The organism is Ferrimonas sp. YIN67, assembly GCF_057219095.1.
In genome coordinates, this window is sequence record NZ_JBXVVJ010000003.1 from 318,082 (window position 1) to 337,915 (window position 19,834).

At 60.0% G+C, this 19,834-nt stretch carries 16 protein-coding genes; 6 read left to right on the forward strand and 10 right to left on the reverse strand.

What is annotated here, in order from left to right; translation table 11 throughout:
• Positions 1 to 9 precede the first annotated feature (9 nt).
• The 4 genes from AC2D8U_RS08635 (at position 10) to AC2D8U_RS08650 (ending at position 3,003) form a co-directional block, all read left to right on the forward strand.
• Entirely contained in the window at positions 10 to 1,260 is a 1,251-nt protein-coding gene (locus AC2D8U_RS08635) for an amidohydrolase family protein (RefSeq protein ID WP_484618634.1), read from the forward strand.
• Between the two features lie 51 nt (positions 1,261 to 1,311).
• On the forward strand, positions 1,312 to 1,671 hold the full coding sequence (gene rcsF / locus AC2D8U_RS08640) for an Rcs stress response system protein RcsF (RefSeq protein WP_484618635.1): 360 nt from the start codon (positions 1,312 to 1,314) through the stop codon (positions 1,669 to 1,671).
• Entirely contained in the window at positions 1,668 to 2,363 is a 696-nt protein-coding gene (gene tsaA, locus AC2D8U_RS08645) for a tRNA (N6-threonylcarbamoyladenosine(37)-N6)-methyltransferase TrmO (protein ID WP_484618636.1), read from the forward strand. The genes rcsF and tsaA overlap by 4 nt, the downstream gene beginning before the upstream one ends.
• Positions 2,364 to 2,433: 70 nt before the next feature.
• Positions 2,434 to 3,003: an acyltransferase gene (locus AC2D8U_RS08650; RefSeq protein WP_484618992.1), complete on the forward strand. Its 570-nt coding sequence runs from the start codon at positions 2,434 to 2,436 to the stop codon at positions 3,001 to 3,003.
• A gap of 36 nt (positions 3,004 to 3,039) precedes the next feature.
• Here the strand turns inward: AC2D8U_RS08650 and AC2D8U_RS08655 are convergent, their stop codons facing one another.
• Positions 3,040 to 4,632, reverse strand: coding sequence for a CHASE domain-containing protein (locus AC2D8U_RS08655; protein WP_484618637.1), 1,593 nt, complete (start codon positions 4,630 to 4,632; stop codon positions 3,040 to 3,042).
• A gap of 175 nt (positions 4,633 to 4,807) precedes the next feature.
• Between AC2D8U_RS08655 and AC2D8U_RS08660 the strand changes: the two genes are divergently transcribed.
• Both AC2D8U_RS08660 and AC2D8U_RS08665 read left to right on the forward strand, forming a co-directional pair.
• The gene (locus AC2D8U_RS08660; RefSeq protein ID WP_484618638.1) at positions 4,808 to 6,523 is read left to right on the forward strand and encodes a proline--tRNA ligase; all 1,716 of its coding nucleotides are present in this window, start codon (positions 4,808 to 4,810) and stop codon (positions 6,521 to 6,523) included.
• 159 nt (positions 6,524 to 6,682) lie between these two features.
• A complete protein-coding gene (locus AC2D8U_RS08665; RefSeq protein ID WP_484618639.1) occupies positions 6,683 to 7,804 on the forward strand; it encodes a patatin-like phospholipase family protein in 1,122 nt (373 codons plus the stop codon).
• Positions 7,805 to 7,834: 30 nt separating this feature from the next.
• Here AC2D8U_RS08665 and AC2D8U_RS08670 read toward each other — a convergent pair whose 3' ends face one another.
• The 9 genes from AC2D8U_RS08670 to lpxD all read right to left on the reverse strand — a co-directional run bounded on the left by AC2D8U_RS08670 (position 7,835) and on the right by lpxD (position 19,832).
• Entirely contained in the window at positions 7,835 to 9,778 is a 1,944-nt protein-coding gene (locus tag AC2D8U_RS08670) for a cation:proton antiporter domain-containing protein (protein ID WP_484618640.1), read from the reverse strand.
• Positions 9,768 to 11,126 (reverse strand): tRNA lysidine(34) synthetase TilS, encoded by a 1,359-nt coding sequence (gene tilS / locus AC2D8U_RS08675; RefSeq protein WP_484618641.1) that lies wholly within the window; start codon positions 11,124 to 11,126, stop codon positions 9,768 to 9,770. Before tilS ends, AC2D8U_RS08670 begins: the two co-directional genes overlap by 11 nt.
• The gene (gene accA, locus AC2D8U_RS08680; RefSeq protein ID WP_484618642.1) at positions 11,123 to 12,082 is read right to left on the reverse strand and encodes an acetyl-CoA carboxylase carboxyl transferase subunit alpha; all 960 of its coding nucleotides are present in this window, start codon (positions 12,080 to 12,082) and stop codon (positions 11,123 to 11,125) included. Before accA ends, tilS begins: the two co-directional genes overlap by 4 nt.
• Positions 12,083 to 12,117: 35 nt before the next feature.
• On the reverse strand, positions 12,118 to 15,615 hold the full coding sequence (gene dnaE / locus AC2D8U_RS08685; RefSeq protein ID WP_484618643.1) for a DNA polymerase III subunit alpha: 3,498 nt from the start codon (positions 15,613 to 15,615) through the stop codon (positions 12,118 to 12,120).
• Positions 15,616 to 15,745: 130 nt separating this feature from the next.
• The gene (gene rnhB, locus AC2D8U_RS08690) at positions 15,746 to 16,324 is read right to left on the reverse strand and encodes a ribonuclease HII (protein ID WP_484618644.1); all 579 of its coding nucleotides are present in this window, start codon (positions 16,322 to 16,324) and stop codon (positions 15,746 to 15,748) included.
• Positions 16,321 to 17,568, reverse strand: coding sequence for a lipid-A-disaccharide synthase (gene lpxB, locus AC2D8U_RS08695; RefSeq protein WP_484618645.1), 1,248 nt, complete (start codon positions 17,566 to 17,568; stop codon positions 16,321 to 16,323). The genes rnhB and lpxB overlap by 4 nt, the downstream gene beginning before the upstream one ends.
• Positions 17,552 to 18,322, reverse strand: a complete 771-nt coding sequence (lpxA, locus tag AC2D8U_RS08700) for an acyl-ACP--UDP-N-acetylglucosamine O-acyltransferase (protein WP_484618646.1) — start codon at positions 18,320 to 18,322, stop codon at positions 17,552 to 17,554. The genes lpxB and lpxA overlap by 17 nt, the downstream gene beginning before the upstream one ends.
• A gap of 4 nt (positions 18,323 to 18,326) precedes the next feature.
• Positions 18,327 to 18,776 (reverse strand): 3-hydroxyacyl-ACP dehydratase FabZ, encoded by a 450-nt coding sequence (gene fabZ / locus AC2D8U_RS08705; RefSeq protein ID WP_484618993.1) that lies wholly within the window; start codon positions 18,774 to 18,776, stop codon positions 18,327 to 18,329.
• A 21-nt stretch (positions 18,777 to 18,797) separates the two neighbouring features.
• A complete protein-coding gene (gene lpxD, locus AC2D8U_RS08710) occupies positions 18,798 to 19,832 on the reverse strand; it encodes a UDP-3-O-(3-hydroxymyristoyl)glucosamine N-acyltransferase (RefSeq protein ID WP_484618647.1) in 1,035 nt (344 codons plus the stop codon).
• Positions 19,833 to 19,834 lie beyond the last annotated feature (2 nt).

The window sequence follows — 19,834 nt, forward strand, 5'->3', positions numbered from 1 at the left end:
AGGATCACCATGCGATGCCTATTCACCCTGCTGTTTGGCTTAATAACCGCGACCGTCCAGGCCGACTCCCTCATGCTGCGCAACGCTACGGTCCACACCGGCGAACAGATCCTGGCGCAGACCGATGTGCTGATCCAGGGCGACACCATTATGGCCGTAGGCAGAGAGCTGCCCCTGCCCGATAACGTCCCGATCGAAGATCTCAGCGGTCAGCACCTTTACCCCAGCCTGATTGCCCTGACCGTCCAACTGGGCCTGGCGGAGATCGATATGGTACGTAGCACGGTGGACAGTGCCGAAACCGGTGCTATCAACCCACAGCTGCGCGCAGCCACCGCCTTCAACCCCGATTCTGAGATCCTGCCCACCCTCAAGGCCAACGGCATCGGCTATGCCCAGATCACCCCGGTAGGAACGCAACTGGCAGGCCAATCCGCCCTGCTGGCGCTCACGGGCTGGAACCTGAGGGACATGCTGCGCGAGGCCGACACCGGCATACACCTCTACTGGCCAGATCCCAGGCGGCCCCAGGGCAACGCACAAGATCCAAAGGAGATACGCGACGGCTACTTGCAGGCGCGCAGGGATCTGGAGGCCATCTTTGCCGATGCCCAGCGTTATCGACAAGCACTGACGGCGGATCCCACCACGCTCCGCGACAGTCGCTGGCACGCCATGCTGCCCCTGCTTCGGGGCGATATGCCCCTGTATGTTCATGCCCAGGACAAGCGTCAAATTCAGGATGCCTTGATCCTAACCGAACAACAGGGGCTGAAAATGATATTGGTAGGTGGCTACGATGCCTATCTGTTAACCGCAGCCCTGAATGATGCCGGCGTCAGCGTGATCTATACCCACACCACGGATCTGCCCAGGCGTCAGGATGATCCCTATGATCTGCCGTTTCGGATCCCCGCCATGCTGCATCAGGCAGGGGTGCCATTCGCCCTGGCCTGGCCTGGAAGTTGGGAAAGCCGTAACCTCTCCTTCGCCGCAGGACAGGCGGTGGCCTACGGCCTTCCCAAAGAGATCGCCGAAGCCGCCATCACCCGGATCCCGGCACAGCTACTGGGGCATAACGAACTGGGACGAATCGAGCCCGGTGCCAGGGCCAGCCTGATCGTCAGCCGAGGGGATCTGCTGGACATGAGCCAGGCCGGGGTAACCCGCATGTGGCAAGATGGCGTTGAAGTGGATCTGCAAAATCGCCACAGCCGCCTCTACCGCAAGTACCGGGGACGCCTTCGGCCACAGCAGTAAAGCATAAAGGCTGGTACAATCTGACTATTATTCCAAGCTTGATAGATCCTTATGCGCCTGCTTCCCATAGTGCTCCTGCTGCTGACCGGCTGCAGCAACAACTTCAGTGTCTCCAGTAACCTGGATCCGGACAACTTCGATGGCTATTTTGCCGCAGGAAGGGTCAAACTGCTGGACGAGATACCGGCCAATGCCACACTGCTGGGCCTGGTCGAAGGGCAAAGCTGTCAGGCCGGGCCACAGTACCCCACCCCAACCCCAGAGGAAGCGCGCACGGACATGCGCCGAAAGGCGGCACAAAAGGGTGCCAATGGCGTCTACCTTGAGCTGTGTACCGAGTTGGAGCCCGGCGATCAGGGCTGCCTCGCCCTGATGGTGTGTTACGGTCAGGCCCTGGAGTTACCCCAATGACCCTGGCGATTGAGCCGATAGCCCTGTGCCGCTCCCCTTACAAACAGAAATTTGCCATCCCCCGCCAACCCAACCTGGTACCCGCTGCCATTGGTCGGCTCGAACTGCTGGGGGAGTGCAACCGGGCCGAATGTCTGCGCGGCCTGGAGCAGTTTTCGCACCTCTGGCTCCTGTTTGCTTTCCACGAAAACCTGGCACAAGGTTGGAAACCCACGGTGCGTCCTCCGCGTCTCGGCGGTAATACCCGCATTGGTGTCTTTGCCAGCCGGGCCACCTTCCGTCCCAACGGACTGGGCATGTCCGTCGTAAAACTTCATCGGATCGGACAGGAGGGCAAACAGCATTTCGTTGAGGTGGCCGGATTGGATCTGCTCGACGGTACCCCGATCTACGATATCAAACCCTATATTCCCTATTCAGATTCGGTCCCCGAAGCCATAGGTGGTTACGCCGCCGAGGCCCCGGCTCCTATGCCAATGCGGGTGCTTGCCCGGGCCGAAGAGGCCATGGCGTCAGCGGAACGCGCCCATCCCGGCTTCACCGCTCTGGCCGAGCAGGTGCTGGCCCAGGATCCGCGCCCGGCCTACCAAAAGGAAGCCGGACGCGAATACGGGGTGCAACTGCACGACAGGGATCTGCGCTGGCAGGTGATCGACGACTGCAACTGTGTCACTGACGTGGCTAAGCTCTGACGGGAACCCGATGGTGAGTGACGACACACTGCAGCGTTACCGCGCTCAGCACCAGAAGCGCCTGGCCTGGATGCCCTGGCTTTACTACCGATTGAAGGCCAAACACCTCAGTTGGGCCAAACCCTGGCAACAGAGCTTGCAGGCAGAATTGTGCGCCCTGGAAACCGTGCAATTTGGCACCGACTGCTTTATTGCTCCGGATCTGGCCCTGTTCGCCGAGCCCGGCCGGGACATCACCTTTGGTGATCGCTGCATGATCGCCGCGGGCTGCTTTATCCACGGTCCCATCCGCTGTGGCAATGAAGTCAGTATTAACCATGGATGCAGCCTGGATGGCGGACGGGCAGGGATAGAGATCGGCGATCAAACCCGTATCGCCCATGAGGTTTCCATCTACGCCTTTAATCACGGCATGGCCCTGGATAAACCCCTCTATCAGCAAGGGGTCGATTCAAAAGGCGTACGGATCGGCAGGGATGTCTGGATCGGGGCCCGAGTCGGGATCGTCGACGGTGTCACCATCGGGGACCATGCGGTGATCGGCATGGGCAGCGTGGTCACCCGGGATATCCCCGCCTACGCCAAGGTCGCGGGCAATCCCGCTCGGATCATCGGCGACCGACGGGACGAGCCGGGCTAAGGCTGCGACGCTCTGGCGATCGGCAAGGCTCGCCCGTTATATCTCCTGTGGTTCCACAACCTTCAGGCTGGGCTTGTCGCCATAACACACCACCCGGTTGCGTCCATCGGCCTTGGCCCGATACAGGGCTTGATCCGCCAGCTCAACGAGATGCTGCCGCTCTCCCTTTCCCCCAGGGATCAAGGTGGCGACGCCAATGCTGATGCTCACGATCCCAAGCTCCCCGCCAAATTCGTGCCGGATCTGTTGAGACAGCACCGCCTCACACAGGGCACCGCCGAGCACCGCCATGTTTTCCGTGCATTCTGGCAGAAGCACAGCAAACTCCTCACCACCATACCTGGCCAGCAGATCCTTGGGCCGATTCAACCTCTGACGCAGTGCTTGGGCGATGCTGCGCAATGCCTGATCCCCTGCCCGATGACCATAGTTGTCGTTGTAAGCCTTGAAGTGATCCACATCCAGTAACATCAGGCACAGCGGCCTGCCAGAGCGACAGCCCGCCTCCCACTCATGTTTAAGCCACTCATCAAACTGCCGCCGATTGGCGACCTCGGTCAACCCATCGGTCAGCGACAGATGCACCAGCTGCCGATTGGCCTCATTCAACTCCTCGGTACGTGCTTCCACCAGTTGGCTGATCGCCTCCTGACGACGCACCAAACTCAAGACAATGAAAGTGATCAGCACAGTGGCCAGGCAGCCGCCAATCCCGAGGATGTAGGCCATATAACTGATCTGCTCGCTGTAGAAGTGGGGTTGTGGGCGCGCTTTCAGACGCCAATGGCGGCCACCGATCGCCGGCAGGGAGACATCCACCTCATGGGCACGCATGCTCTCGTCAAAAGCCCCGATGGTCATCAATTCATTGCCATCGGCCGAGTCATCCAGCAGACGATAGTCCACCAAACTTTGCTCCCGGCTAAAAAAGCTCGATGCCAACATATCCTCGATACGAAAAACGCCAAGGACAAATCCTTTGAGCAGAGAGCGGCGCTGCTCCAGAGTGCTAGGTTGCTCCCCATAGATAGGGACCAGTACCAGTACGGCATTTTGCACGGCCAGATCCTGCACCAGCTGTATTGACTCGCTGACCACGATCTCCCCCCCGTCCCGACCCCGCAGCAAGGCCGCCAAGCGGCGGGGCTCCGATCCCAGATCAAAGCCAAACGCCTGCTCATTGGTGGCCATCGGCGCAACATAATAGACGGGGAAATACCACTTGCGGGCTCGGGCACGAACCAGGGCATCATGCTGCAGTTCGGTAAAGACAAAGGATGGGTATTGGCCGTGCCACGCCTGCTCCATCGCCTGACGCTGCTCATGGCCAATTTTCGGCACCCACTCCAGCGCTTTAATCTCGCGCTTGCGAGCCAGGATCCCTTCGGCCACTCGGCCAAACTCTTCCGCGGTCACCTCATCGGAGCCCTGAAACAGTGCGGAGATCTGATAGAGCGAATTGAACGCACTGGTGATCCGCCAGCCCAACACATCCGCCTGGGAGTGGACCAGTTGATCGAGCTCTTCATCCAGCATGCTGTGCTCGGTGAGGTAGATCCGCTGTGCCAGGGCGAGGACTAATCCCCATCCCAGTACGACAGCGAGAATAAAAAGAACCAGACGACGCATCGCTTCCTTGCCCGCAGAATCTCGTAACTATCGTCAAAGCCTAGCTATTTTAACAATTAACCGCCAATTGTTTGTCCAGGGAAAAGCCCGCCCCCGGCGCTGTTTCGGCATAGACTTGTGTTTCTGGGCTGATAAAATAGTCGGCTGAATTTTTTCCCTAGGTGAATGACAGCAAATGCGTACCAGTCAAACCCTGGTCTCCACTTTGAAAGAGACCCCTTCCGACGCCGAGATCGTCAGCCACCAGCTGATGCTGCGCGCCGGCATGATCCGCAAACTGGCCTCCGGCCTCTACTCCTGGCTGCCCTCCGGCCTGCGCGTCTTGCGCAAGGTGGAGAACATCGTGCGCGAAGAGATGGATCGCGCCGGTGCGGTGGAAACCCTGATGCCTGTCGTTCAGCCTGCGGATCTGTGGCAGGAGACCGGCCGTTGGGATGACATGGGGGCAGAAATGCTGCGCCTCAAAGACCGTCACCAACGTGATTTCGTGCTGGGTCCAACCCACGAGGAAGTGATCACCGACATCGTGCGCAATGAGGTGAAGTCATACAAACAGTTGCCGATCAACCTGTATCAGATCCAGACCAAGTTCCGCGACGAGCGCCGTCCCCGCTTTGGTGTGATGCGCGCCCGGGAATTCACCATGAAGGACGCCTACTCCTTCCACCTGGATCAGGCCACCATGGACGTGACCTACCAGTCCATGTACGCCGCCTACTGCCAGATCATCGAGCGCATGGGGCTGGCCTACCGTCCGGTACTGGCCGACACGGGTGCCATCGGTGGTAGCCATAGTCACGAGTTCCAGGTATTGGCTCAAAGTGGCGAAGACGCCATCGCCTACAGCACAGAGAGCGACTACGCCGCCAACATCGAGAAGGCCGAAGCGCTGGCCCTGGGTGAGCGCGGTGAGCCGACCATCGAGATGACCCTGGTGGACACGCCGAACGCCAAGACCATCGATGAGCTGGTCGAGCAACACGGTATCGCCATCGACAAGACCGTCAAAACCCTGATCGTCAAGGCCTCCGATGAGATCGAGGCCGATCTGGTGGCCCTGATGGTGCGTGGCGATCACGAGCTCAACGAAGTGAAGGCGGAAAACCTGCCGCAAGTGGCCAAGCCGCTGACCTTCGCCACCGAGGAAGAGATCCGCGCCGCCATCGGTGCCGGCCCTGGCTCCCTGGGCCCGGTCGAACTGAAGCTGCCCTTGATCGTCGATCGCTCTGTGGAAACCCTGAGCGACTTCGGTGCCGGTGCCAACATCGATGGCAAGCACCACTTCGGCATCAACTGGGAGCGCGATGTGGCACTGCCAGAAGTCGCCGATCTGCGTAATGTGATCGCCGGTGACAAGAGCCCCTGTGGCCAGGGCACCCTGGAGATCGCCCGCGGCATCGAAGTGGGCCACATCTTCCAGCTGGGCACCAAGTACTCCGAGTCCATGAACGCAACCGTGCTCAACGAGCAGGGTAAAGCCACTCCGCTGATCATGGGCTGCTACGGCATTGGGGTGTCCCGCCTGGTGGCTGCCGCCATCGAGCAGAACCACGACGATCGCGGGATCATCTGGCCGGATGCGATCGCCCCTTACCAGGTGTCCATCATCCCAATGAACATGCACAAGTCCCATCGCGTGGCTGAGCTGGCCGAGAAGCTGTACACCGAGCTGAGCGCCGCCGGCATCGAAGTGCTGTTTGACGATCGCAAGGAGCGCCCGGGCGTCATGTTTGCCGATCACGAACTGATCGGCATTCCCCACAACATTGTCATCGGCGAGCGCGGTATCGACGCCGGCAACATCGAGTACAAGTCCCGCCGCAGTGGTGAGAAGTCCGATGTCGCCATCGATGACGTGGTGAGCTTCATCCAGCAGCAACTGGGCGCCTAAAGCACCGACTTGCCCGCATCAACCGGCCCTCGTGGCCGGTTTTTTTATATGCCTTCCCCGGCTTGGGTTCCTCCCGTCCCTGCCCGTTCTCTTTTCTTCTGCGTGGAACTTGCCCATACTCAAAGAAAATCAGTTGCTTGAGCAGGAGCACAGAGAACCATGGAGCAACAGGAGCGCAACCGGTTTGGCCTGCAACTGAGCGGCGGTGGGGCCCGCGCCGCCTACCAGGTTGGTGTATTGAAAGCGGTGGCCCGTTTCTATCCGCGCAACCACGGGCTACCCTTCCCCATCCTCTGTGGCACATCGGCCGGTGCCATCAACGCCGCTTCTCTGGCCTGCTACGCCAGCTGTTTTCACCTTGGCGTCCGCAAGCTTGAATATATCTGGCGCCACTTTCGCACCGAGCAGGTTTACCGGGCCGATCCCGGCGGGATCAGCCGCCAGCTGTTACGCCTGGTCCGGCGGCACCCGCAGCAGCCACCCAGCCTGTTTGATAACCGTCCGTTGAGGCAGCTACTAGAGACGATCATTCCCCTGGAGCGGATCGACAATCACATCGAGCAGGGCTACCTGAGGGCCATCACGGTCTCCGCTACCCGCTACTACCAGCCCAGCTCCGTGAGTTTCTACCAGGGAATGCCTGCCATCGTGCCCTGGCAACGCGCCCGACGCTTTGGTCAACCCTGTCAGCTCAGCATCGATCACCTGCTCGCCTCCTCCGCCATTCCCTTTATCTTCCCCTCGGTTCGCCTGGCCAACGACCATTATGGTGATGGCTCGGTGCTGCAGATGTCTCCCTTGAGTCCCCCCATTCATCTGGGGGCGGAGAAGATCCTGGTGATCAATCTGGACAGCCCGCACCGGACCTTGCCCCTGGAGGTACGACGTCGTGCCCCGGACAGCAGCGATCTAGCGGGTCATATGCTCGATACCATCTTTTCCGATACCCTCAATTCCGATCTGGAACGGCTGGAGCGGATCAACCGCAGCCTGACCCTGATCCCGGAAAAACAGCGTCGCAGTCAACCCTTGAAACTGATCGAGACCCTGGTGCTCAAGCCTTCCAAGGATATTGATGTCATCGCCCGTCGGCACTATGCCCAACTGCCTCTGGCGGTGCGCTGGATGATGAAGGGGATTGGGGTCGATGGGGAGAGCGAGTCCAGCCTGCTCAGCTACATGATGTTTGAGTCCAGCTACTGCCAGGAGCTGATCGAACTGGGTTATCAGGACACCCTGGCACGTCAGGGCGAACTCTTGCACTTCTTTAGGCTGAACTAGGCGATGCTCCGACGCCATCGCCCTACGCCTTCAATCTCCTTCTAGGAGACGCCGCTCCGCCCGCTCCATTTTAGTCGGCGGCCCCTGTAACAGCAGCACATCACCGGCCCGTAACTGCAGCTCCTCACTCAACTCCAGGCGGTGCTCATCCCGGCGCACCGCTTCGATGCTGATCTGCCAGTGGCCCAGGGAGATCTGCTGTAGGGGGCGTCCCACGGCCCAGGCTTCGGTGGTCAGGACCACGGCATGCAACTGCTCCGGTGTGAACTCTTCTCCACTGAAGAAGCCATGCAGCGTCCGGTAGTGGCGGCGACGCTCCCGCTCCAACCGCTTGAGGATAATGGGCAGGGGAACATTGAGTCGATGCAGCACCTGAGAGACCAGCATCAGGCTGCCCTCCAGAGATTCGGGGATCACCTGATCTGCACCGGCACTGCGCAACGCCTCAAGCGTGGTGTCATCCCGGGTACGCACCAGCACCGGCAGGTCCGGTGCCAGGTTTCGAATGCAATCGAGCTGGTTGAAGATGGTGCGACGGTTGTCATAGGTGATCACCGCCATCTTGGCCCTTAGGATCCCGGCATCCTTAAGGATCTCCCCCCGGCGCCCGTCACCAAAGATCACGGGCTCTCCCCCGCCCCGGGCTTCTCGCACCCGTACCGGATCCAGATCCACCGCCTGGTAGGCGATCCCCTCCCGCCGCAGGAAACGGGCCAGGGTCTGCCCCACCCGACCATAGCCCAGCAGCAGGACGTGATCCCCCAGGGTGGTCGGCTCGTGCACCTGGCCATTGCCCGTCATGCGCTCCCCCCCACCGAGCACGCCCTTGGCCAGATCGATGCAGCGATTGATCAGGGTCGGAGCCAACGCCATGGAGAGCACCCCCACCACCACCAGCAAATTGGCCAGCGTGGGATCCAGCACCTGCCAGGTCAGTGCCAGGCCGATCAGGATAAAACTGAACTCGCCGATCTGGGCCAGGCAAAACCCGGTGGCCAGCGCATCCTTACTCTTCTCACCGATCCACATCGCCATCAGTGCTACCAGCACCGCCTTGGCGAGCATAATGCACGGCAACAAGATCAGCAGCAGCCCCCAGTGTTGGGCCACCAGAGAGAGATCCAGCAACATCCCCACGGAGACAAAAAAGACCCCCATCAGTAGATCGCGAAACGGTCGAATATCTGCCTCCAGCTGCTGGCGATACTGACTCTCCCCCAACAGCATGCCTGCCAGAAATGCGCCCAGTGCCATGGAAAGACCGAGCCACAGGGTGATAAAACCGGTGGACAGGGCCACCACCAGAGTGGTCAGCACAAACAGTTCATCGGAGCGAGTGCTGGCGATCTGATCGAAGATCCTGGGCAGCAGGTAGCCACCGGCCCACAACAGGGCGGTAAACACCGCCCCGGCTTTGAACAGGGCCCAGCCCAGCTCCAGCAGCAGGGCACCGCCCTCCTTGTCCGAACCCAGCAAAGGGATGGCGATCAGCAGGGGGATCACCGCGAGATCCTGAAACAGCAAAACGGAAACCGAGAGCTCCCCATGGCGGCGGTTAAGCCAACCCAACTCATCCAGTTGTTTCAGGACGATGGCCGTCGATGAGAGGGCAATGGCAGCCCCCACCACGATGGCAGCGCGCAGTTCAACCCCCAGTGCCAGGGCGATAAGGCCCGCCAATGTCCCTGTGATCAACACCTGGGCCGATCCTAGACCAAATACCCGGCTGCGCATCGCCCAGAGCCTGGGCAGGGAGAACTCCAGGCCCAGGGAAAACATCAAAAATACGATCCCAAGCTCAGCCACCAGGTGGATCTGATCCGTCGTCAACCAAGCCAGCCCCTGGGGACCAGCCAGCAAGCCCAGGCCCAACCAGGCCAGGATCACCGGCAGGCCCAGCCGCCGCGTGACCCACAGAGCCACAATGGCCATCACCGCCAGCAACAACCCCAAACCTAACCAGCTATCCAGCATTCAGGGATCCTCTTCCTTGATCATCAATGCGCTCAGGCAACCAGCCCACGCCCTGCTCCGTCACCGCCGACTGCTCCAGCCACAGCCCCAATGCTGCGACGACGGTGTCATCGTAACAAAGCAGCGCAACCCGATCCCGCTGCCAGGGCGGGATCCCGTATTCCTGCCACAACTTCTTCAAACTGCGCGACCCGCTGCGCCCGGCCGGTTGCAACCGCGTACTGCCGGGCAAACCATAGCGCACCCATACCCTCTGCCCGGGTTCGGGCAATGCGATCCTGGGGCCCTGCTGACACGTTCGCATTTGCCAATGCTCGCCGTTGGCCAATGGTTGAGCGCCCCACTCCTCCCGGGGCGGTAACCCGGGACGCTGCGCCGCCAGCAGATAGATCCCATCCCGGTAACGCCGCAGACGATGAGAGGCCCAGTCGATCTGCGGTGCCCCATCTTCCCGGGCACTCCACAGCTGGGCCATCTGTACCAGCTGGGCCCGGCTGGGCATCAGGGCCCCCTGGCTGGCCAACCAGAAACGCAACAGGTTGTTGCGCCGGGCCAGGCTCAGGGAGGCACTCGCACTCACACTCAGGCCACCACAGGGCAACCGAGCCCGGCTCAGATCCGTTTGTGCCAGCTCATCACACAACTGCTGCTGCTCGGCACACAGCTCGGCACTGCGGGCCACATTGGCCTTAAAACCGGGCCATCGCGCCTGTAACTGGGGCAATACTTGATGGCGCAGAAAATTGCGATCGAAACGGGGATCCCGATTGCTCTCATCCTCGACATGCTCCAACGCCAGGGCGTGTGCCGCCGCCTCGATCTCGGCGCGTTCGAAGCCGAGCCAGGGGCGCAGCAGGGTACCGGTTGCAAAAGGCGTGGCGCTGGGCATGGCAGAGAGCCCCTTGGGCCCGCTGCCCCGCTTAAGCGCCAGCAGCAGGGTCTCCGCCTGATCATCCAGATGGTGCCCGGTCAAAAGCAGATCCTTTGGACCCATATGCTGGGCAAAGATCCGGTAGCGGGCGGTGCGCGCCGCTGCTTCGATGCTGATCCTGGGGCCGCTCTCCAGGGTCGCCCGCACCACGGTCAGGGGCAAACCCAGCCGCTCGGCGCTACGGTGACAGTGTGCCACCCACTCATCGGCCCGCTCCGACAAGCCGTGATGCACATGGAGCAGTCGACAGGAGTTTTCAGGGTGAGCGTGCTGCCAACGCACCAGCAGGGTCGCCAGCAACTGAGAGTCCACCCCACCCGAATAGGCTAACCATACTCGAACGCCGTGGTTCCCATTGAATGCCGTATCGAGGGCAGAAAAAAGCGCGGCCTCTAGCCGCGCTGTTTCGTTACTCATCGGCAGTAGCCGTAACCCATCAGGCGCTCATAGCGCTGGGCCAGCAGGGTATCGATGTCCATCCCCTGTAGCACGCCCAGGTCATCCTCGAGGCGGGCCTTGAGATTTGCCGCCATCCCCTGAGGATCCCGGTGCGCGCCCCCCATGGGCTCACTGATGACATTATCCACCAGACCCAGCTCGTGCAGACGGGCTGCGGTGATCCCCATCGCCTCGGCAGCCAGTGGCGCCTTGGCGGAGTCCTTCCACAGGATGGAGGCACAGCCTTCCGGTGAGATCACCGAGTAGGTGGAATACTGCAGCATGTTCACCCGATCACCGACGCCGATGGCCAGGGCGCCGCCAGAGCCACCTTCACCGATCACGGTACAGATGGTCGGCACCTTCAAACCGGACATCACCAGCAGGTTCTTGGCGATCGCCTCGGACTGACCGCGCTCCTCGGCACCGACGCCCGGGTAGGCCCCTGGGGTGTCGATAAAGGTGAAGATCGGCAGCTTGAAGCGCTCGGCCATCTCCATCAGGCGCAGCGCCTTACGATAACCTTCCGGGCGCGGCATGCCGAAGTTACGACGGATCTTCTCCTTGGTATCGCGACCTTTTTGCTGGCCGAGCACCATTACGGGCTGACCGTTGAACCGGGCGGTACCGCCGACAATGGCTTCATCGTTGGCGTAGGCGCGATCCCCGGCAAACTCATCGAACTCGGTAAACAGCAGATCGATGTAGTCCTGGGTATAGGGACGCTGCGGGTGGCGAGCCATCTGCGATACCTGCCAGGGCTCCAGATCGGAAAACACTTTGCGGGTCAGCGCTTCGCGCTTCTCTTCCAGTGCTTGGATCTCCTTGGCCAGATCCATATCCAGATCGCCGTTCTCGGAGACGTTACGCAACTCCTCGATCTTCGCCTGCAGCTCAGCTATCGGCTGCTCAAATTCCAAAAAATCCAGACTCATGTTCCTACTCGCAGCTTAGGGGCTGGCCTGCCCCTTTAAAATGTTAATGTGATCCGATCCTGCCCCAGCAGCTTCTCCAGCCCCTGCAGCAGGTCATCGCCGGGCACCACCCGGTAACGATCACCCAATTCGAAGACACCGTGTGCACCCGGTCGCTGATACTGCACCTGTACCGGGCAGCCACCATTGCCGTGTTCACCTATCAGCGACTTCAGCTCAGCCAAAATCTCCGGCTGAGCCTTAGATTGATCCAGTTTCAATACCAGGGCTTTGGCATATCGCTCTCGCGCCTGGCCGATATCCAGCACCTCTTTGGCAGACATTTTATTGCCGCCGCTGAACTGATCAAAGCTGACCTCTCCCTCAACCACCAGAATATTGTCTGTTCCGATAAGATCCTGATATTTTTCCACCCCTTCGGAGAATAACATGACTTCCAGGCGGCCGGACTTATCGTCGATGGTGAAGATCCCCATCTTACTGCCGCGCTTGGTGATCATGATGCGCGAGGCGATCACCAGACCGGCGGCACGAATACTCTTGCCGCGTCCCGTGGGGCTTACATCCTTAAGGCGGCTGGATGTGAATTTCTTTAACTCTTTAAGGTATTGATTGATCGGATGACCGGTCAGATAGAGGCCCAGGGTCTCCTTCTCTCCATCCAGCCATTGCTTGTCCGGCCAGGCTGGCACCTTAACGAAGGAGTGATGCGCCTCATCCGCATCGGGCGTCAGAGAGCCAAACAGGTCATCCATACCCTGGGCAGCATTACGGGCGTTCTGGGCTGCGGCCTTGATCGCCTCTCCCAGGGTCGCCATCAAGGTCGCTCGATGGGGCGCACCATCGGGCAGGCGCGGCCCGAGATTGTCCAGAGCACCCGCCAGGATCAACTTCTCGATGGTGCGACGGTTCACCTTCTTGAGATCAACGCGATCGCAGAAGTCGAACAGATCGGTGAAGTTGCCGCCCTGCTCCCGGGCTGCCAGGATCTCCTCCACCGGGCCTTCACCCACGCCCTTGATGGCACCAATGCCGTAAACGATCTCCTCCGCCTCGTTAACGTTGAACTTATACAGACCCTGGTTCACATCCGGCGGCAGCACCGGCAGTCCCATGCGGTTGCACTCATCGACCAGGGTCACCACCTTATCGGTGTTGTCCATATCTGCCGACATCACCGCCGCCATGAAATAGGCCGGGTAGTGAGTCTTCATCCACAGGGTCTGATAGGAGACCAGGGCGTAGGCGGCGGAGTGGGATTTGTTAAAGCCGTACCCGGCAAACTTTTCCACCAGATCGAAGATCTTCATCGCCAACTCGCCGTCGATGCCGTTATCGACGGCCCCCTGCTCGAAGGTGGCCCGCTGCTTCTCCATCTCCTCGGGTTTCTTTTTACCCATGGCCCGGCGCAACATGTCGGCGCCCCCAAGGGTGTAACCGGACAGGACCTGGGCGATCTGCATCACCTGCTCCTGATAGAGGATAATCCCGTAAGTCGGCTCCAGGATCGGCTTGAGAGATTCGTGCTGCCAGGTGGCATCCGGGTAGGAGACCTCCTCCCGGCCATGTTTACGGTCGATAAAGTTATCCACCATGCCCGACTGCAACGGCCCCGGCCGGAACAGGGCCACCAGGGCGATCATGTCCTCGAAGCAGTCCGGCTTGAGCCGGCTGATCAGCTCTTTCATGCCGCGGGATTCGAGCTGGAACACCGCCGTGGTTTCCGAGCGCTGCAGCAGATCGAAACACTTCTGATCCACCAGGTTGATACTCTCGATCCGCACCGGCTTCTTGCCCGCCTTCTCCAGCGCCGGATTGAGCATATCCAGTGCCCACTGAATGATGGTCAGGGTTCGCAGCCCGAGGAAGTCAAACTTCACCAGACCGGCGGTTTCCACGTCGTTTTTATCGAACTGGGTCACCGGGTTCTTGCCTTCGTCATCGCAATAGAGCGGGGCAAAGTCGGTGATCTTGGTGGGCGCGATCACCACGCCCCCTGCGTGTTTGCCGGCGTTTCGCGTGGTGCCCTCGAGCTTGCGACAGATGTCGATCAGCGCCTTGACCTCCTCATCGCCGTCATAGCTCTCCTGCAGCTGAGGTTCAACGTCAAAGGCCTTTGCCAGGGTCATACCGGGATCCCCCGGCACCAGCTTGGAGATCCGATCGACGAAGCCAAAGGGATGACCCAGTACCCGACCCACATCGCGGATCACCGCCTTGGCCGCCATGGTGCCGAAGGTGATGATCTGAGACACCGCATCGCGGCCATACAGTTCGGCGGTGTGATCGATCACCTCATCCCGCCGATCCATACAGAAGTCCACATCGAAATCGGGCATGGAGACCCGCTCCGGGTTCAAGAAACGTTCGAACAGCAGATCGTATTCCAATGGATCCAGATCGGTGATCTTCAGTGCATAGGCCACCAGAGAGCCGGCCCCCGAGCCCCGCCCGGGTCCTACCGGAATGTTGTTGTCCTTGGACCACTGGATAAACTCCATTACGATCAAGAAGTAACCTGGGAATCCCATGTTGTTGATCACTTCCAGTTCGATCTTCAGGCGCTCGTCGTACTCGCCCCGCACCTCGGCCCGTTTGGCCTCGTCCGGGAAGAGGAACTCGAGGCGCTCTTCCAGCCCCTCCTCCGACACCTTGACCAGGTAATCCTCGATCTTCAGATCCCCGGTGGGGAAATCCGGCAGGAAGTATTCGCCCAAACGCACCTTGACGTTGCAGCGCTTGGCGATCTCCACGCTGTTTTCCAAGGCCTCGGGGATGTCCTCAAAGAGGATCTCCATCTCTTCGGCGCTGCGTAGATACTGTTGATTGGAGTAACGCCGTGGTCGGTTGGCATTATCCAGGGCAAAGCCATCGTGGATACAAACCCGGATCTCGTGGTTATCGAAATCCTCTGCCTCCTTGAACACCACCTCATTGGTGGCCACCAAAGGCAGATCCCGCTCGGTGGCCAGGGCCACGGCCTCATGGAGATAGGTTTCCTCATCGGGGCGGCCGGTGCGGATCAGCTCCAGGTAGTAGCGGTCGGCAAAGTGGGTCTCATAGAACCCCAGCATCTCTCTCGCCAGGGCATGGTTGCCCTTCACCAGCAGCTTACCCACGTCCCCCTCGCGACCGCCGGAGAGCAAGATCAAGCCTTCGTTGTACTTCTCGAGCCAGGCTTTATCCAGCACCGCCCGCCCGCCGACATGGCCACGAAGATAAGCCTCACTGATCAGCTCGGTAAGATTCGCGTATCCGGTATTGTTCATGGCCAAGGCGGTGATCCGGCACTGCTCATCCCCCAGCTCGGGCACCAGCATCCAGAAGTCGGCCCCGATGATCGGCTTGATCCCGCTCTTATGGGCGCCACCGAGAAACTTAACCAGGCCACAGAGGTTGGTCTGATCGGTCAGCGCCACCGCTGGCATCCCCAGCTCGGCGACCGCCTTAACCAGGGGACCTGTCTTCATCAGGCCATCCACCATGGAAAAGTCGGAGTGAACCCTGAGGTGAACAAATTTCGGATCGGTCATGAGTAACTCTTTTGGTTCCCCCCAGCCAGCACCGGCATGGGAAGGCAACAAAGGGCGCAGTGCGCCCTTAATCAATTCGATGTGATACTTGTACCTGTGTCAGGCAGCAAGATCACGGCACTATCGCCGGCTAAGCTTCCAGGCCCAGCGCCCGCCGCACCGGCTTAAAGCTGGTTCGATGCTCGGCAATGGCACCGTGTTCAGCCAAGGCGGCCAGGTGATCTTTGGTGGGGTAGCCCTTGTGTTTGGCAAACCCATACTGAGGGTAACGACCATCCAGCGCCACCATCTCGGCATCCCGCACCACCTTGGCCAGGATGGAAGCGGCGCTGATCGCCGGCTCCTTGTCATCCCCCTTGATCAGCGCCTCGGCGTCAATCCCACCAAAATCGGGACAACGGTTACCATCCACCCGAACCAGGGTCGGCGTCAACCCCAGCCCGGCGACCGCGCGCTGCATCGCCAGCATGGTGGCGTGGAGGATATTCAGCTCGTCGATCTCCGCGACACTGGCCCGTGCCACGCACCAGGCCAGCGCCTTCTCCTGGATCTCTCCATAGAGCGCATTGCGTTTTTTTTCCGACAACTTCTTCGAATCCGCCAAGCCCTCGATGGGATTATTGGGATCCAGGATCACCGCCGCAGTGACCACATCGCCAACCAGGGGACCACGGCCCACCTCGTCGACACCGGCAATCAGTTGAGTCATGCTTCGCCTTTCTTAGATTCAAGGCCGTCCTGGCCATTGGGATCGGTACTGCTCCCTGCCTGATCAGCGTCTACCGGGCACAGAGCCAGGACGGCGTCGGCGGCACGCTCGGATGCATTACAGCGGATCTGCTCATGCAGCTGAGAGAAACGCTCAACCAGCGCGCTGGGATCCAACGTCAATTTCTGTTCGACCTCGGCCACCACCTTATCGACGGTGCAATCATACTGCAGCAGCTCTGGCACCAGATCTTCACCGGACAGCAGGTTCGGCAGTGCGACCCGATCAACCGACATCATCGCCTTGGCAATATGATAGGTCAGGGTCGACACCTTGTAGGCCACCACCATGGGCCGTTTCACCAGCATCGCTTCCAGGGTCGCCGTGCCGGAGGCCAGCAGGATCGCATCGGACGCCGCCATCACCTCCCGGGAGCGGCCATCCACCAGCACCAGCTCCGGCGGCTCACTCATATCATCCAGCAAGGCCTGCCACTGACTGCGCCTGTGCTCGTTGGCCAGGGGCACCACTATGGTCAGATCCGGCAGGCGCCGCTTGAGCTCGGCAGCCGCCTCGAGAAAGACCGGGCCGATACGGCTCATCTCCCCCCCGCGACTGCCCGGCAGCATGGCCAGCACCTTGCCTGCCGCTGCCAGCCCCAGTGCCTGGCGAGCGGCCTTCGCATCGCTCACCATGGGGATCTCATCAGCCAGGGTATGGCCGACGAACTCACAGCTGACCTGGTAACGATCGTAAAAAGCCTTCTCAAACGGCAACAACGCCAAGACCTGGTCCGTCGCCGCATCGATCTTAAAGATCCGTTTCGGCCGCCAGGCCCACACCGAGGGACTGACATAATGCACCGTGGGAATGCCAGCGTCTTTGAGATCCTTCTCCACCCGCAAGTTGAAGTCCGGCGCATCAACGCCGACAAAGACATCCGGCTTGAGTGCCGTCAGGCGCTCAACCAGTTGTTTCTTGATCGACAGCAGCCGGGGCAAACGGCCCAGTACCTCCACCAGGCCCATCACCGCCAGTTCCTCCATGGGGAACCAGGAATCGAGCCCCTGCTCGATCATCAGGGGACCGCCGATCCCCACCAACTGGGCATCCGGGTAGCGGGCACGGATCGCCTTGAGCAAACCGGCACCTAAAATATCGCCGGAGATCTCTCCGGCGACGATGGCAATGGTCAATGGGCGCTTAGCCAGTGGCAGACCATCCACCTTAACGCACGATCCCACGACTGGATTGCTCAACGAAATCAGCCATTAGGGAGACTTCCGGATGCTCGGCCGCCATCGCCTTGAGCTGTGGCAAGGCCTCAGCCGTGGTCAGGCCGCTGCGGTACAGCACCTTATAGGCCCGGCGAACCGCTAAAACGGCCTCCTTGGAGAAGTTGCGTCGCTTAAGACCCTCACTGTTGATGGCCCGAGGTGCCGCACTCTGGCCGGACACCATCACATAAGGTGGCACGTCTTGCAGCACCAAAGAGCAGCCTGCGGTAAAGGCATGGGCGCCAATATGCACAAACTGGTGAACCCCGGTCATGCCGCCAAGAATGGCATAATCATCCACCTTCACATGACCTGCGATGGAGGCGTTATTGGCCAGGATCACATGGTCGCCAACAACACAGTCATGGGCCACATGGGTGTAGGCCATAAACAGGTTATCGGATCCGATCTTGGTCAAACCTTCATCCTGTACCGTGCCCCGGTGAACGGTACAGCACTCGCGAAACACGTTGTTGTCACCGATCTCAACTCGAGTGGGTTCACCCTTGTACTTTTTATCCTGGCACTCCTCACCGATGGAGGAGAACTGGAAAAATTTGTTGCCCTTGCCAATTTTACAGGGGCCCTTGATCACCACATGAGAGGCAATCCAGGTATCGTCCCCGATCTCGACATCGGCACCGATGTAGGAAAAGGGCCCAACCGTCACGTTGTTTCCCAGCTTGGCATCCGGGTGGATCACAGCATTGGCATCAATCACGTCGTCAGATCTCTCGTTTGGCACACATCAGATCGGCACTGCAAACCACCTTGCCATCCACCAAAGCACGGGCAGCAAAGAAGCCAATACCACGGCGTTCTTTCACCGCTTCGACTTCCAGCACCAGGGTATCCCCGGGTACTACTGGAGATTTGAAACGGGCATTATCGATCCCGGCGAACAGGTACAGGCTGTTGTCGGACTTGCCATGGGTTTTAAACGCCAAAATGGCCGACGCTTGCGCCAAGGCTTCCAGGATCAATACACCCGGCATCACCGGCATATTTGGGAAGTGCCCCGGGAAGAAGGGTTCGTTGTAGGACACATTCTTCAACGCTGTCAGTTTTTCGCCCGGGGTATAGTCCAGCACGCGGTCCACCAGGACAAAGGGGTGGCGGTGTGGCAGGTAGTCCAGGATCTCCCGGATCTCCATGGTGTTCAGTTGCTCTGACAAAGCGGTTACCTCAGGCATCAATCAATCATCTTCGCTGGCCTGCTTAGCCAGCTGTTTTTCTAAAGTGCGAAGGCGACGGTACATGTCGTCAAGTTGACGCACTCGCACACTGTTCTTGCGCCACTGCTTGGCTTCCTGCAATGGCGGGGTTGAGGCATAAAGCCCCTTGTTTTTTAGGCTGCCGGTCACGCCGGACATGCCGGAGATATGGGTGCCATCGGCGATCTCGATATGGCCAGCAACGGCACTGTTGCCCCCCATGATGCAGTACTTACCTACCTTGGTACTGCCCGCGATCACGGTGGCACCGGCAATAGCGGTATGCGCACCCACCACGACGTTGTGGCCAATCTGCACCAGGTTGTCGAGGATCACGCCATCCTCGATGATGGTGTCATCCAGCGCCCCGCGATCGACACAGGTATTGGCACCGATCTCGGCGCCATCGCCAATGACCACACGGCCCACCTGGGGGATCTTGACCCAGCGCCCCTTATCATTGGCATAACCGAAGCCATCGGAACCAATAACGGCACCGGAGTGCAGGATGCAATCCTGGCCCAACACAACGCCATGGTAGAGAGTAACATTGGCCCACAAGCGGCAGTTGGCACCGATGCTAACACCCAGGCCGACAACACAACCTGAACCGATCTGCACGTTATCACCGATCACGGCTCCCGCCTCGATCACCGCATTGGCACCGATACTGACGTTGTCCCCCAACTGGGCGGACTCATGGATCACTGCACTGGGGTGGACCCCCTCAGCGGTGGCCGGTGTGGTATCCAGCAGGCGAGCAACCAGGGCAAATCCCATATAGGGGTTGTCCATGATCAGGGCATTGCCGTCGTAGCCTTCAGCATCCTGCTCAGACAGGATCACGGCTCCGGCCTGAGACTGGCCCAATTGGCTACGATATTTGCTGTTGGCCAGGAAAGCGATGTGATGCGTTTGGGCTTGTTCTAACGTCGCGACACCCTCGATGAGGGTGTCGCCATTGCCCTGCAGGCGGGCGCTCAAGGCGTCCGCCAACGTTGCCAGGGTCATGCTCATGA